The organism is Agarivorans sp. Z349TD_8, from assembly GCF_050870825.2.
In the GTDB taxonomy this organism is placed as follows: domain Bacteria; phylum Pseudomonadota; class Gammaproteobacteria; order Enterobacterales; family Celerinatantimonadaceae; genus Agarivorans.
The window spans coordinates 1097614-1113033 of record NZ_CP194037.2 but is presented as its reverse complement, the minus strand read 5'-3'; the positions used below and the strand labels follow the sequence as shown (position 1 = coordinate 1113033).

15 protein-coding genes are annotated in these 15420 nt (G+C 45.1%); 10 read left to right on the top strand and 5 right to left on the bottom strand.

Annotated elements, in window-relative coordinates; genetic code table 11:
- Positions 1-797 precede the first annotated feature (797 nt).
- The 3 genes from ACRRS1_RS04975 to hutX form a co-directional block, all read right to left on the bottom strand.
- Positions 798-2384, bottom strand: coding sequence for a methyl-accepting chemotaxis protein (locus ACRRS1_RS04975; RefSeq protein ID WP_432461064.1), 1587 nt, complete (start codon positions 2382-2384; stop codon positions 798-800).
- 1370 nt (positions 2385-3754) lie between these two features.
- The gene (locus ACRRS1_RS04970; RefSeq protein WP_432464469.1) at positions 3755-4279 is read right to left on the bottom strand and encodes a pyridoxamine 5'-phosphate oxidase family protein; all 525 of its coding nucleotides are present in this window, start codon (positions 4277-4279) and stop codon (positions 3755-3757) included.
- Positions 4279-4791: a heme utilization cystosolic carrier protein HutX gene (gene hutX, locus ACRRS1_RS04965; protein WP_432454246.1), complete on the bottom strand. Its 513-nt coding sequence runs from the start codon at positions 4789-4791 to the stop codon at positions 4279-4281. The genes ACRRS1_RS04970 and hutX overlap by 1 nt, the downstream gene beginning before the upstream one ends.
- A gap of 172 nt (positions 4792-4963) precedes the next feature.
- Between hutX and ACRRS1_RS04960 the strand changes: the two genes are divergently transcribed.
- The 7 genes from ACRRS1_RS04960 (at position 4964) to ACRRS1_RS04930 (ending at position 11151) form a co-directional block, all read left to right on the top strand.
- Positions 4964-5821 (top strand): energy transducer TonB, encoded by an 858-nt coding sequence (locus tag ACRRS1_RS04960; protein ID WP_432468274.1) that lies wholly within the window; start codon positions 4964-4966, stop codon positions 5819-5821.
- Between the two features lie 4 nt (positions 5822-5825).
- Complete coding sequence (locus ACRRS1_RS04955; RefSeq protein WP_432454248.1) at positions 5826-6545, top strand: MotA/TolQ/ExbB proton channel family protein; 720 nt, start codon at positions 5826-5828, stop codon at positions 6543-6545.
- On the top strand, positions 6542-6964 hold the full coding sequence (locus ACRRS1_RS04950) for an ExbD/TolR family protein (RefSeq protein ID WP_432464466.1): 423 nt from the start codon (positions 6542-6544) through the stop codon (positions 6962-6964). The genes ACRRS1_RS04955 and ACRRS1_RS04950 overlap by 4 nt, the downstream gene beginning before the upstream one ends.
- Positions 6957-7823, top strand: coding sequence for a heme/hemin ABC transporter substrate-binding protein (locus ACRRS1_RS04945; RefSeq protein WP_432454250.1), 867 nt, complete (start codon positions 6957-6959; stop codon positions 7821-7823). Before ACRRS1_RS04950 ends, ACRRS1_RS04945 begins: the two co-directional genes overlap by 8 nt.
- 72 nt (positions 7824-7895) lie before the next feature.
- Positions 7896-8963, top strand: a complete 1068-nt coding sequence (locus ACRRS1_RS04940) for a FecCD family ABC transporter permease (protein ID WP_432468275.1) — start codon at positions 7896-7898, stop codon at positions 8961-8963.
- A gap of 7 nt (positions 8964-8970) precedes the next feature.
- Positions 8971-9750 (top strand): heme ABC transporter ATP-binding protein, encoded by a 780-nt coding sequence (locus tag ACRRS1_RS04935; RefSeq protein ID WP_432454252.1) that lies wholly within the window; start codon positions 8971-8973, stop codon positions 9748-9750.
- Positions 9751-10281: 531 nt separating this feature from the next.
- A complete protein-coding gene (locus ACRRS1_RS04930; RefSeq protein ID WP_432468276.1) occupies positions 10282-11151 on the top strand; it encodes a hypothetical protein in 870 nt (289 codons plus the stop codon).
- 206 nt (positions 11152-11357) lie between these two features.
- On the opposite strand, the gene ACRRS1_RS04925 is transcribed toward ACRRS1_RS04930, so the two are convergent.
- Positions 11358-11957 carry a helix-turn-helix domain-containing protein gene (locus tag ACRRS1_RS04925; protein ID WP_432468278.1) on the bottom strand — a complete coding sequence of 200 codons (600 nt, stop codon included), beginning with the start codon at positions 11955-11957 and terminating at the stop codon, positions 11358-11360.
- Between the two features lie 364 nt (positions 11958-12321).
- A complete protein-coding gene (locus ACRRS1_RS04920) occupies positions 12322-12456 on the bottom strand; it encodes a hypothetical protein (protein ID WP_432468280.1) in 135 nt (44 codons plus the stop codon).
- An 82-nt stretch (positions 12457-12538) separates the two neighbouring features.
- On the opposite strand from ACRRS1_RS04920, the gene ACRRS1_RS04915 reads away from it, so the two are divergent.
- The 3 genes from ACRRS1_RS04915 to ACRRS1_RS04905 all read left to right on the top strand — a co-directional run bounded on the left by ACRRS1_RS04915 (position 12539) and on the right by ACRRS1_RS04905 (position 15416).
- Positions 12539-13402, top strand: coding sequence for a virulence protein (locus ACRRS1_RS04915; protein ID WP_432468281.1), 864 nt, complete (start codon positions 12539-12541; stop codon positions 13400-13402).
- Positions 13403-13642: 240 nt separating this feature from the next.
- A complete protein-coding gene (locus ACRRS1_RS04910) occupies positions 13643-14281 on the top strand; it encodes a GTP cyclohydrolase II (RefSeq protein ID WP_432464461.1) in 639 nt (212 codons plus the stop codon).
- 229 nt (positions 14282-14510) lie between these two features.
- Positions 14511-15416: a DMT family transporter gene (locus ACRRS1_RS04905; RefSeq protein ID WP_432464460.1), complete on the top strand. Its 906-nt coding sequence runs from the start codon at positions 14511-14513 to the stop codon at positions 15414-15416.
- Positions 15417-15420: the final 4 nt, after the last annotated feature.

The following is a 15420-nucleotide window of genomic DNA, read 5'->3' as shown; positions in this document are numbered from 1 at the left end:
ATACTGAGCAAGCAAATAGGCGTGCACTGCTCCGTGCTAAAAATAAATTACGAAAGACTGATAAACGTCAAACAAAGCCTGTCTCAATCAATTGCTGATTAGCAATGGCGATTTTTCGACCCCAAATAAAATTAACTAAATAAGCTTACAAGGCCAAACCACCAATAAAACAATGTTTAACTACCTTTCGTTAGTTCACCCAACTTAAAGTGAGCAATAATTGAATAGTAGCTGTCACTGCAAACATAGTTACCAAAGTAGCGATGTCAGTTAGAGTTTTGTGCAACTTGCCATTACTGCTTGATTTTTTTGTGTTGTTTACGTCAAATTCTGTAGTTACTGATGAGTTCATGTTGTTTTCTCCGAATGATTACCTGATTCACATCACAATTCTCTACCTATATGTGACATAGATCAACTTATATTTGTAATTATTTTACCTTTCTGACAAAAAAGAACATTTATTAAGATTTAAGCTTATCTCTGAGGAAGCCTGAGCACTTTCGTTAAGCAAGCAACCAGCTATTGCTAATGTATGTCCTACTAGAGGGCAGCTATCACAGCCAACGAGGCGCTGCGACTCCTTTGAGCTCGCACAATCAACAATGAGTAATGCCTAAGCTTAGACTCCCACTAAAACCGGCAGACTGTATCCATGAAAATCTAGGAAATACCAAGTGAGTGAAGAACCGGGACTAGTGCAATAACCAATGGAAATAGAGGATGGGATCTTGAGGAAATGAAACAAGCTGAAACAATCTCATAAACTGCGACTGTTTCAGCGAGAGGGATACAAGTTACTTCAGGGTGAAATAACTCACCGATTTATTCAACTCATTGGCCAATTCATCCAATGCAGCTACCGTATCGCGACATTGTTCAATTGAATCCGCAGTGCCTTGCACCATTCCTGAAATATTTTCGACGTGCATAGTGAGTTCGTTTGAGGCTTGCTCCTGCTCGGAGGTCGCACTTGATACTTCACGGATCATATTCAAGGTATCGGTTGAACTGGTTTGCACGTCACCAAGCATTTGAGTCACCTCAACTGAGCTAGAAACGCTATCTTGAACTTTCGGAAGGATAGACTCTAAAGCCTTCGCCACTACGTCAGTATCATTCTGAATCACGTTGATAGTCTCTGTAATTTCAGCGGTTGCGGTTGCGGTACGTGAAGCTAAGGTTCGCACCTCGTCGGCGACCACTGCAAAACCACGACCTTGCTCACCCGCTCTAGCCGCCTCAATTGCCGCATTCAGTGCTAACAAGTTGGTTTGGTCGGCAATGTCTCGAATCACTTTCACAATACTGCCGATTTGATTAGAGCGATCTTGTAGGTTTTTAAAGTCGGACATTGAAGTGCTAATTTGCTCAGAAATTTGATTAATCACATCACTCGAGCGCTGCACCAATAATTCACCATTTTTACAGACCTCGTAAGAGTGCTCTGAATTTTTCTCAGTTTTTTCTGAACTAGAAGATATTTCTTTGATACAACTGGACATCTCAAAGATCGATGCGGCGGTAGAAATCGATGCGTCTGAAGCGCCCTTTGAAGTATTGGTAATCATCGCTACCTGCTCATGTAAAGCTGCGGTCGCTTCCGTCAGATGATTTGAACCTTTAAGAATATCAGCAACCATTGTCTTCAATGAGTTTTGCATGAAAGCAATTGAACCAAGCAAGCTATCATCGGAAAACTTACCTTCAATTTTTTCCGACAAGTCTCCTTTAGCGATGCGACTGGTCACCTCAACCGCGTAATTTGGCTCTCCGCCTAACTTAGACAAAATGAGTTTCAACATAAATATCGTTAAACCAACCACCACAATAATGATTGCAGCCGCGATTAACAAAAACTTAAAAGCAAAATCCCAGTAAGTTTGCTCAACATCATCCATATAGACGCCGTAACCCACTACCCAATTCCACCCTGGAAGTTTAGTCATCCCATTTACCTTAATCACTTTAGTGTTGGTATTGGGTTTAAGGTTACTTCCCACAGAGAAGGCAAAGTCTTTATTCTGGAGCTTCTCCATATGCTCCTGATAAGACTTCTGAAAAATGCCCATCTTCTCGGGACGAATATGTACCCTAGACATGCCCTTGTTATCATTCGACCATACATAGGAAGCACCAAACCGGATCCCCGATAGAACTTCAACGACTTTTGCTTCTGCCTCTTCGCGCGTAATTAGTCCCTTTTTGTTTTGATCAATATAAAGTTGAGACTGAGTACGGGCAAAAGTTAATATTGACTGAATTTCATGTTTACGGCTCTCGATCAAACTAGACTTTAACTCCGTTAATCCAAAAATACCCAGTGAAATAAATCCCAAAATAACAACGATCATTAAGTAAGTTAGTTGTCTTGAAAGCTTCATATGCAATTCCATTTATCCATAGTTTTATTATCCATCACTTAGCCAAGCGAATAAGTACATTATGGAATGCCTCCTTCACTCTAGCCAATTTAATCGCGTTTTTTTTACAAATTTTTAGCACTAAAACAAAGCCTAGTACTTGATTATCTTCAAGCAGATAAGACGTTCATCAAGCAATCACTCCCCTTCACCACAACGATGGCTCACGTTCAGCAAGCCAAAGGCGCTTATTCTGCATAGCAAGTGGATCACAAATCAATATAAAACGTATCCAACCTAAAAAATGAAACGGTATTTTATTTTATAATGAACAGCGGCCTATCAGAAGAATAGGGAATCGACAGATATAGCGTGAATGGCAAGAATCATTTACAAAGTCACCAGAACAAGCCTATCGTTTACATACATTCAAGAAATAAAATCGGTATTCCGTTCTGTGCCACGGTCTAATCAGACCTAATGTTTCAGCTTGCGCTGCATCAATGGCGGAGAGCCTTCACTTTACTCTAACCACAAAATAGATCGGGTCGTCACACTGATTTAAAACATAAAAAAAGCGGCACGAAATGTTGTGCCACGCTTGTCTAATCAGACTTAATGTTGCAGCTTGCGTTGCATCAATGGCGGAGAGCCTTCACTTTAACTCTCGCCGCAAAATGGAGCGGGTCGTCACACTGATTTAAAACATAAAAAAAGCAGTACGAAATGTTGTGCCACGCTTGTCTAATTAGACTTAATGTTGCAGCTTGCGCTGCATCAATGGCGGAGAGCCTTCACTTTACTCTAACCACAAAATAGATCGGGTCGTCACACTGATTTAAAACATAAAAAAAGCGGCACGAAATGTTGTGCCACGCTTGTCTAATCAGACTTAATGTTGCAGCTTGCGTTGCATCAATGGCGGAGAGCCTTCACTTTAACTCTCGCCGCAAAATGGAGCGGGTCGTCACACTGATTTAAAACATAAAAAAAGCAGTACGAAATGTTGTGCCACGCTTGTCTAATCAGACTTAATGTTTCAGCTTGCGCTGCATCAATGGCGGAGAGCCTTCACTTTGGTTCTCGCCGCAAAATGGAGCGGGTCGTCACTCTGATTTTAAACATAAAAAAAAGCGGCACGAAATGTTGTGCCACGCTTGTCTAATTAGACCTAATGTTTCAGCTTGCGCTGCATCAATGGCGGAGAGCCTTCACTTTGGTTCTCGCCGCAAAATGGAGCGGGTCGTCACACTGATTTTAAACATAAAAAAAGCGGCACGAAATGTTGTGCCGCTCTAGTCTAATTAGACCTAATGTTTCAGCTTGCGCTGAGTGTGGAGAGAGTACTTACGTACAGGGGCAGCTATACCCCGGGTGTAAACCACGAGCCCTTAAGCTCGCTTTTTGTGCCCTTCCTTCAAGTGCACAAAATCGACATCGTCATAACCTTTAATATCAAAAGCTTGACCAAATCCTTTTACATAACGTCCGTTAATCGGCGTTAAACGAAATAACTTAAAATCACTTAACTGACGAAGATTTTCGACAATATCGCCATGGCGTTTGACTAATAAGTCCAGCACTTGCTCTCTGGGCTCGGCATCGACTTGTTGCGCAATCACTTCATAGCTCAAGCGTTTACGGGCATAAATTTGCTGAGAACTAGTCTCGTCTTCAATCAACATTAGCGCGGCTTTTTCATGCGCACGTAAATAGTGAGCATGTTTGGAGATGTCGCTAATAAAAATAAAAAATGCAGCCTGATAAAAAACAAACGGCGAATACGAATTGTGAGGGAAACCATCTTCCCCCTGAGAAGCCAGTATTAAACTCTGCTGTTGTTCGATAAAATCTGCAATTTCGGGCCCTAAACGCGAGGCCAAACGCTGCTGTTTCTCACTCTTGTCACTGCTCACTAGCAATCCTCTACTTCTTTCACAGCCATTTTTTGCTTTAATAACTCAAAACGTTCCACTTGATTGGCGAATAAGACTCGCTTACGATCACGCCCCAAGTACACTTTAAAAATGGTGTCTCCCCTATCATCAAAAAATTGGAAGCAATAACTTTCTGTACCGCGCAAAGGTTTACTCACTAAGGCCACTTGAGCGATGTTTTCTAACTTAAGATGACCATGTAAGTGGCTTTGCTTGTCCATTAAGTTGTAATAACCATGACCCAATTTCCCCGCTGGAAAACTATCCTTAATTTCAAAAACTGAACCCGCAATCTGAATAATTGTGGTTAATGGTCCCCAACTCGGCAAATCATAGAGTAACCATTGTAATTGTTCAGTGACTAACCAACATGCCATGTGTTCTGGCAAGTGGGCGACAACTTCTGCTTCACTAGATTGAGCTTTCTGGGCTAATTGAGCCACACTTAAATCGGGATACTGCTCAAGCACGTCTGCTACAGATAGCGTCATTTAAATCTCCTATCGACCACTGACTAAGCAAACGCGACCGTCTGCTTAACAACAATATAACCACCTTAACCCAACCATCAATCGAATGCAAATCATTATCATTTGTATTTACTTGGATTTGTTTTATCGATATTCTGTTGCTTAGTTGAGGGCAATAGCGGAATAAAAATAGATGGGAAAGTTAACTATCGCGATCGCGTTATCCGCTGCTATCCACGCCTATTTTATATTACTTAAATCTTCACCAAGCCCTCTGCAACTAAATAGCAGTGGCGACATTGTGGCATCGAAGGTCGATGGAATCAGCATTAGTACCAAAATATTGAATACGCCAGAGCAAGCAGAAACTCCATTTATAGGCGAACCAAATGTCGCCCAAGCTCTGGTCGAACATCCTCCTCAACCAGTGATGCAGAGCGAGTTATCTTCGCCCCCCGCTCAAAAACCAAAGCACAAGCCTAAACCCCAAACGACACCAACTGAATCGATAGGAATCGTTGAGCATGAAAAACAGCCCCCAACAGACGCAGAGCTTCACGCCGTCCGCCAAACCCAAGCGGCGCAACCGCAACAAACTAAAAAGACGCCTCTGCTCACAACTCAACCCAAAGCAAAGCCAGTTAATCAGCAGCGCACTGACCCTAACAAATTAACACCAGAGGCTGGACAATTAACTCAAACCACTTCAGAAATACCGCAACTACCGAGCCGCTCGAAACCGAGTCCGCAGCAAGGTCTAGCACAACTGCCAAGACTCAATAGCCAGCCACAATTTGCCCATCCACCGAAAGCCCCGGTCTATCCACGCTTAGCCAAAAAACGCGGACAGCAGGGCAAAGTGATAGTGGAAGTTTGGTTAGACCCTAAAGGACGGCAAATCAAGCGAGAAATAAGCACTAGCTCAGGCATTAGTAGCCTCGATCAGGCCGCATTAAACGCCGTTCAACAATGGCCCTTTAAGCCACTAGTCATTGACGGTCAAGCGCAAATGTCTCGCGTATTTATCCCGATTAAATTTAAATTAAGTTGACCCTATGCAAATATTCTCTATGGATAAACTAACGGCTTTTAGCCAAATCATCACCGCAGACCAGCTCGGCGACTTACGTTGGCCAATCATTGCCTGCTCAATACTCGCCTGCGCAATCATTGCCGAACGAGTGATCAGTTTAGCCACAGTGCAACTCAGCAACTATCAACGAAATTGGTTACAATTAGCCACTCACCTGCTGGTCAACAATCAAACGTCCTGCCAGCCAGGAGCACGCTGTTTTTCCCAATCACGTAGCCTCGCTCGCAAAGCAATTTGCCTATTGCTGGTTCATCGTCATCAAAGCAAGACACTTCGTGAGGAAATAGCAGCCGTTTGGTTACGCCAACAGCAACAAAAACTCTCTCGTGGTCTCAAAGCCTTACACATTCTAGCGCTAATTAGTCCCTTACTCGGCTTACTCGGCACCGTGCTTGGCTTAATTGAGATGTTCGATGTTTTGGCCAGTACCGAGCAAGCCATTAACCCAGCAATGCTAGCACAGGGCCTTGGGACAGCGATGTATACCACCGCAGCAGGCTTAATGGTGACGGTTCCCGCACTTGCCTTTGCGCATGCTTTGAGCTTGTGGAAGGATCAAATCGTGCACCAACTGGAAACAATGATCAATCAAGCCAACTTGATGATTGAAGGTGTCGATACCCTTGCCGACGATGCAAAAACCCTTGCGGCCTTTCAACCGGAACTTCAGAGCCCCGCATGATCCGTATAGAACAAAAAAATAGTGGCTTCAGCATGATGCCGGACCTAACAGCCCTATTAGACATTATCTTCATTGTATTGGTGTTTCTGCTGCTCACGGCAAACTCTCGGGTTTATCAGATGAAGATGAACCTGCCACAAACCGAACAAGCACAGCCCCAAGCTGCAAAGCAACCCGCCGAGCTACAGTTGAGTCTATTTGCGGAATCACCTAAATGGGGGCTTGGACAACAACGTTATCAAAACTTTCAAACCTTTGCCGCTGCCTTAAAACAGCAGAGCCAACAACAACCTTTGGCTAATACCAGCCTCGCCAGCGAGCGCCAAGTTCCAGTCGAACAATTGCTCAAATTGCTTGAATTATTACAACAACTCAAGATAGAGACCACTCAAATTTTAATGGAAAAAAAACATGATTAAGCATCAACCTTTGCGCTTTCTTTCACCGCTATTCTGCCTAACTATCGCGAGCCTATTCTACTCGTCAATCAGCGTTGCAGAGTCGCCACTAAAACACGTGGTGAGTGCTGGTGCTAACATTACCGAAATAGTGATAGCCCTTGGCGCTGAGAAACAACTGGTAGCAGTAGATTCAACCAGTGACCTGCCACCTCGGCTTAAGCTACCGGTGGTTGGTTATCATCGCCAACTCAGCGCCGAAGCCTTACTCGCTTTAGGTCTAGATGGTTTAATTGGCAGTGATGAAATGGGGCCCGAAAGTAGCTTGCTTCAATTGCAGCAAGCTGGAATTGCAGTACATCGTTTAAATAGTGAAGCGACTATCGCTGGCCTCGAGCAACGGATAGTCCAACTCGCAGAATTATTAGGCCATCCGCAACAAGGGCAACAACTACAAGCCAAACTAAAACAACAAATTAGCCACTTAAAACAACAAGCTAAAACTGCTCGCCAACTCAATAGCTTATTTTTCATCAGCCACGATGGCAAAAAACTAATGGCGGCGGGAGATCACACAGCCGCCAATAGCATCATCGAACTGGCTGGTGCAGTAAACCTTGCAAAACCGCATATTAACAGCTACAAACCGCTCTCGAACGAAGCCATTTTAGCCTTGCAACCAGAACTGTTATTATTTAGCCAACGAAGTTTAGACGCCCTCGGTGGGCCACAAGGTGTAATTGATAGTTTTCCGGTATTAGCGGCGACGCCCGCTGGACAACAGCTCGCAATTTATGCGATTGATGGACATGCACTAATTGGTGGCTTAGGTTTAGCAAGCTTAGAACAAGCAACACGGCTAAGCCAACGCCTACAATAAGCCCAATAATATAAACAGAGCTGAATGTATAAGCTTAATTACTCGCTATTTAACCTTTACAAGGTTGTATTAATGTCGCTATTTTCGCCAAAGTCGGTCTCCCCCAAAATCAGCTTGTCTCGCTGGTTTATGTTGGCCTCCTTACTGTTACTCATTGCCGCAGGCTTGTTGTCTGTCACTCAAGGGCCGATGAGCATTCCCGTGGCAGACGCTTTAAGAGCTTTAGTGCCTTTTTCTCTGCATTCAGATGCTCCAGCTCACTACCAACTAGTGATCACCGGTATCCGCCTACCGCGCACCCTGTTATGCATCGCCGTGGGAGCTATTTTAGCCATGTGCGGCGCGGTCATGCAGGGCTTATTTCGTAATCCTTTAGCCGACCCCGGTATTATTGGCGTCTCAAGCGGCAGTGCTGCTGGCGCTGCCATAGCCATTGTGCTGCTGAGTCTATTAGATTGGCAGCTCCCAAACGTGGTGAGTAGTCTGGCAATACCACTGTTTGCCTTTGTCGGCGGCTTTATCACCACTATCTTGGTTTATCGCTTGGGGACAACAGCCAATGGGACTTCGGTGGTCATGATGTTATTAGCGGGCATCGCCATTGGTGCGCTTTCTGGTGCTGGGATCGGCCTATTAAGCTATTTGGCTAACGATCAAATGCTACGCGACTTGAGCCTGTGGCAAATGGGATCACTGGCGGGAGCCAGCTGGAATAATATCTTATTGGCTTTTATTACCTTGACCATGCTCACGGTGGTCTTTTGCCGCAAAGCCAAGGCCTTAAACGCACTATTATTAGGCGAAGCAGAAGCTGGCCACCTAGGCATCGATGTACAAAAACTCAAGAGTCAACTGATCTTCTTTACCGCGCTGGGAGTGGGGATTGCAGTGTCGGTATCCGGCTTAATTGGTTTTGTCGGCTTGGTGGTTCCCCATTTAGTGAGAATGTTACTTGGGCCCAACCACCAACAACTCATTCCTTTTAGCGGCTTACTCGGCGCAGCACTATTGTTAATGGCGGATCTTATTTCACGGATGATCATTAGTCCTGCTGAGCTCCCCGTAGGCATCGTGACCGCACTGGTTGGCGCGCCCTTCTTCATATTCTTGCTGTTACAACAGCGGCAACGCATTGCCTAGGACGACTATGACTCTTTCAACTACCGTACAGCTCAGCAACATCGGTCTCACTCTGGGTAAAAAGCAACTCTTTAAAGACCTATCACTGGCGTTTTATCCAGCCCAACATACCGCCTTGTTGGGCTCTAATGGGGCAGGTAAAAGCTCACTACTCAAGCTCATTTCTGGCGATCTTGAAGCCCCCACCGGCATACTCAGTATTTTACAACGCCAACGTAAACACTGGCGACGCACAGAATTAAGCCGCCATCTCGCGGTACTCCCGCAAAGTTCAGCCTTAAGCTTTGCCTTTAGCGTTAGCGAGGTAGTTAGTCTCGGCTTAATCAACAGTAAATTAAGCCACCAGCAGCAGCTACAAATCGTTGAACAACAACTGGAATTGATGGACATTTGGCACTATCGCGATACGCCCTACCCGCAACTATCGGGCGGTGAAAAACAGCGGGTTCACTATGCTCGCGTCACTGCGCAACTCGCCGACACTCCAATAGAACAACAAATCTTACTCTTAGACGAACCCACCAGCGCCTTAGATTTAAACCACCAGCAAGCCTTGATGCAACATGCCTCAAAACTAAGCCAGCAAGGTGCCACGGTGATCAGTGTGGTGCACGATCTCAATCTTGCCTCACGTTACTGCGAGCGAATCGTATTATTAAAGCAAGGTGAAATATGTGGCGATGGCTCTCCTGAGCAAGTGCTCACCGAGCAACAAATTGGCACGGTATTTAATTATCAGCCACAAATTATGCGCCACCCCAAATATGGCTTTCCGGTGATCATTTAAACTGTAGTCGCTCAGACTATCGGTCATCCCCCCTCTGTGTACTTCCTCAGCAGGCTTGCAATAAGCCTGTTCCCCCCTTAACTAAACGAAGCGTTCAGTGCCCTGCGACTGATACTCAAAACATCAATCACGGGTAACACACAGAAATAAAAGATATTTATCTAATTTTAGCAATCTGAAGCGTAATAAAAATAACAGTATCATGGGCGATTAATTGACCACCTAATTCAGGTTAAGCATTGATTGTTTTGACGCCAATTATCCAAGCCATAAATAACACCAAAATGATGCTGAATCAGCCTCAGTCTAGGATAAATGTGCTAAATTTATATGTATAAACGTGTTGAACTTAGAGCATGGTGCTTTACAGCTAACAGGAGACTTTTGTCTGACTGGCCTATAACAAACATAGGACTTGAGGAGCATGATGTTCAGGCTTTACAGCAAGCTGGACTCCCCCTGAAAGTGAGCGCCGCCGGGAGAAAGGCCCCTCTTTTGTAGAACGTTGTAACGTTGCTCAAAGGAGAACTTATGAAACGAGTATCCATTCTGCTTTTATCTGTTTGCCTCATATTCGGATTTAGCAGTATATTCAGCGATGGCTCAGCCAAGACTATCGTTATGTATCCAAATATTGATGGACTTGAGGAAGCCAGCTTTGGCTATCAAATGATGGCCTTAGCGCTCAAGAACAGTGGAAAACCATATCAACTGCAACTCTATCCCTTAGCAGTCAACACAGAGCGGGCTTTTAGCCTGTTGAGCGAGGGTAAACTCTCTGCCGCAGACAACGCGGCCGATAGTTCGCTGGAAGAACAGTTCAACATGGTTCCCATTCCCCTCGATGGCGGACTGCTGGGGTGGCGACTGTTTATTATCCACCAAAATCAAGTTGAAGATTTTGCCAAGATTAAAACTTTACAACAACTTCAGAGCAAAACTGCGGGTCAGGGAAGAGCTTGGCCGGATGTGGTCATTTTAAAAAGCGCAGGTTTGCAGGTAATAACCTCGTCCAAGATCGAGAACTTACTTAAAATGCTTGATAGAGAACGGTTTGATTTCTTTCCATTAGGGGCGGGAGAAATCTACGGATTCCTCCGGTTCTACAAAGCAAAACTGCCAAATCTGGTGATTGAGAATAGCCTGGTGCTGGTCTATCCATCGGGGCATTTCTTTTATGTCAATAAAGAAAACACCGAACTCTATGCCGACATCATCAAGGGCTTAGAAAACGCGTACTCGCAAGGGAGTTTTCAGCAACTAATGAGCAGCCATCCATTCATGAAGGAGGGTCTCGGCAAAGCTCAGCTTGCAACGCGAACCGCCATCCATATTAAAAACCCATTGAACAGTGAGAAATTCAATGCGATTGATGCAAAATGGTTCTATCGTCTTGAGTAAGCGAACGCTGCTGAACATTACCGCATACAACACTCTCAAGCCTGCTAGTCGTGAGCAATGACCAACCATGAACAGCCAAGCCCAAACCTTCGCCAGCACTTATCCACTAGGCAGTCCTCACCAACGCGCACTATAACAGTGGGATTTAGCGCAACTGGCCGCAAGCATTGATGCAATCGCTAAACTGAATGGTTCACATCAGACTGTCAGGTCCGCTGCGAGCGACGATAGGCCAGTGGACTTTGCCCAGTAAAACATTTAAAACGAGCACTAAAGTGAGCCTGAGAAGAAAACCCCAGCTGATAAGCAAGTCTGGCCAAGCTTAAGTCGCCGCTGGTCAATAGCAGCTTAGCCCGCGCAATCCGTCGCTGAGTCAGATACTGGTGAGGACTCTGACCACTACTGAGCTTAAACATACGAGCAAAATGATAGGGGCTCAAATCCACTAAATTAGCCAAGTGTTGCAAGCTAATATGAGTGGCTAGGTTTTGTTCGATGTAATCTTGACAACGTTGCAACTGAAATGGAGCTAAACCACCGCGGCTTGGTAAGTCAGCGAAACGCCTATCGGCATAGTTTTTTAGCAAATGACCAAGTAATAGTTGGCTCACTTGTTCTAGCGCCAATTGGTCGCTAGCATCTTGCCAATTTAACTTCAAAGCCCACAATTGCAGTAGGCTGCTGATGGCCGGATCGTCGATAAAAGTTAAATCTTGTAGGCTAACTTGTGCCGCACTTTTATCCCAAGTCTGCTCGATACAGCGACTGAGATCATCATCTGAAAAGTACAGATGTACAAAACGCAAGGGCCATCAACCTGCCAATGTGATTCATGCCCTGCTGGCATGATGCATAACTTGCCCGGTGCTCCACCGCCAATCGACTGCGCTCCAAGCACCCGTTTGGTTTGATATCCGCCAGACAGATAGAGACTTAGGGTGTGGTGTTCTGGCTTCTGATAGGAAGTCACATCATCCTGATTAGACCACAGCGCAAAACCTAACTGCCGATTCAAATTGACACGGTTATGCAGCACTGCCCGAGCGTTGCTCAGCCGTTCGAAAACATGAACTCGTTGATTTTGTTGATATAAATGTGAATAATTCATCACACCACCAGCGCATGGCTGCTTGCTCAGGGAGATTCGTCCATCATAAGTACGAATTAAGATTAAGCAAGCGTATCAGAAGCAAAGATGGCTTGTTTTAATTGAATACTTTCAATAGAATCCACGGCAAGCTGATAAGCACGGTCGATAAACTTACGACAAAGCTTGTTCGGCTGCGGCATCCCTCCAAGTAACATCTGGATGTAACTCTTCGCTCAATAGCAAGGTGGCTTTAACGCCCCTAAAAATATTCACTGTAATCACCGAAAGAAGGATCTCATGACTAAGCTTCAGTGGCTGAAAGCAAGCCTATTTATCGCTTTCTATTCCCCCTTCTTCGCCGAGGCTGTCGTCGAAGATAACTTCGATTCTGAAGAGAAACCCTATTTTCCTATGGGGGCAGAGCAGGCAAAACAGCGCAACCAAAGCTTGCCGAAACCCTATGGCTTCAGCCTAAATTATCTGGGAATGTCGCAATCTTTAACGAGCGATAACATTTCTTTCTCAGGCTTAGGAGCACTAGAGCCCTTAATTGATATTGAAACCAGTGATGCAGTGCAAGATTCCGAAACATTGAGTTTTAAAGCCGATCTGTGGCTCAGCCCCTTTTTAAATGTTTACGGGCTACTCGGCTATACCAAAGGTAGCAGCATTAGCGACGCACAAATCAACTTCGCAGGTCAGCCTTTATTAAGTCCTTTTCAAATAGACCTCGAGTTTAAAGGCCTTACCTATGGCGTCGGCAGTACCCTTGTCGCGGGAATTGGCAACTGGTTTAGTGTATTCGACATTAACTATAGCCGCACCGATCTCGATATTCTGAATGGTGAAGTCAATACGCTCGTCATTAGCCCTCGCCTTGGCTATCGCTGGGAAGTCAGCGGCCACAGCATTCAACTGTGGGGGGGAATGATGTACCAAAACTTAGAGCAAAGTTTTCATGGTGATATATCCGAACTCGGGATCGCTCTCCCTCCGCAATTTCCGAGTAATACGAGGTTTGATGTAAATCAGCGATTAAAAACACAATGGAATGCACTATTAGGCGCTCAAGTCTCTCTCACCGACCGACTGGCGGCACTACTAGAACTAGGAATGGGCCAACGTACCAGCCTTATGTTAAACCTAGGCTACCGTTTTTAATTTAGCTGGAATCTTCACTTAAATCATTCACCTTAAAAAGCTGAGTCGTTCAAGTTTAGCCCCCCCAAAAATCAATTTACGTTTCTGTAAGAGGGATGGTGAAAATGCTTTTGATTGTCATCTCCAACAGGTTTTTAGGATAGCTGAACCACAACCAGTAAATTTTACGCTGAGGAAGGCTTTGCATTTGCTAGAATGAATTTATACACTTCGCCATCGCCGTTGTAATGGAGCGCATTGATGAAGCCAGCAGAAAACACCAGCCGTATTCGCACCCGAGTCCCCTTTCAAGTTGGACGCCGCAGCGATATTCCTGCCGAAATGCTGTCATTTAGAGATCTGAGTAGTGATAAAGAACATGTCGCACTGGTCTTCAAAAATGCCGACAGCCAACAACAAAACCCTCTAGTGAGGATCCATTCTGAATGCTTAACCGGCGATGTATTTGGTTCTTCACGGTGTGATTGCGGTGAACAGCTCAATGAAGCCATCGAAAAAATGGCCGAGCAAGGTGGCATTATCCTGTATATGCGCCAAGAAGGCCGTGGGATCGGTTTATACAACAAGCTGGATGCCTATCAGCTGCAAATTAAGGGTATCGACACCTATAGCGCTAATAATCAATTGGGCTTTGATGACGACTTGCGAGACTTTGGCGAAGCAGCTCAAATGCTTAAAGCGATGGGAGTGAAACAGCTGAAGCTACTCAGCAACAACCCACGTAAACAAACTGCCCTCGAAGAAAATGGCATTATCGTCAGCGAAATGGAAAGCACAGGGGTCTATCGTAAAGTCGACAACCATTATTACCTAGTAACCAAAGCCACCCGCGGTAAACATCGACTCAAACTCAGTAAAGATCTGCTGTCTTCTGAGTAAACCACTCAGTCCCTACCGAGTAACGAACAAAACAGTCCAAGCGAAGAGTGCCCTGAGCGGCACTTCACCGCCACAATACAAACCGCGAGGCGGCTGCTCTTTTTGTAAAATGCGCAAAATTCGATAAAAACACCTAAAATTGCGCAAAGATCTGTAATCATCGGCCTGACGACTCCAGCATCATAGAACTCTTTAATTGGGTATCGATGGCCGCGCAAGGAAAGCTTAAATGATTGCTCTTATTTATGTAGCAACCGTAGGGATCTGGGGGACAACTTGGTTAGCGATAGCCTATCAAATTGGCAATGTGCCCATCGCTAATTCCATCATGTATCGATTTGCTATCGCCGCGTTAATATTAATGATTTTTTTACGCCTCAGCGGACGCTTACAAAAGCTCAATCCAAAACAGCACTTCAGTTGCTTACTATTAGGCCTGTGTCTATTTAGCTGTAATTTCATGCTGTTTTATCATGCCGCACAATACATCCCCAGTGGACTGATCTCGATTATATTTTCCATCGCCACCATCATGAATATGGGCAACAGTTGGCTGTTCTATAAACAACGTCCGAGTCTAAGACTATTAGTGGGCGGAGCCATTGGGATTAGTGGTATCGTGTTATTGTTTTACCCTAATCTACAACAAAGTGAAGGCTTGGGTGAGCAAGTGCTTGGGCTTTTGATGGCATTGGCGGGCACTTACTGCTTCTCTTTAGGCAATGTGCTTTCAGCAAAACAGCAAAAGCAAGGCTTGCCGGTGTTGTCAGTCAATGCCTATGGCATGGCCTATGGCGCAAGCTTCCTGCTATTGTGGTGCCTGCTCAGCGGCCAAGGTTTTCATCTCACTAGCTCTGTGAAGTATTTGAGTAGCTTATTCTACCTTGCCTTAGTGGGGTCGGTGTTAGGTTTTAGCTTCTACCTGATCTTGGTGGGGCGCTTAGGCCCACAAAAAGCCGCCTACACTACGGTGCTGTTTCCTGTGGTTGCCTTAGGCCTATCGACCCTGTTCGAAAGCTACCAATGGACACCACTAGCCTTGCTGGGAGTCGCCACCGTATTAATTGGGAATCTGATTGTATTTACCAAGGGCAATCCGTTTCGCCGTCGTGCTCAACCACCGCTCGCCAACTAGCAAT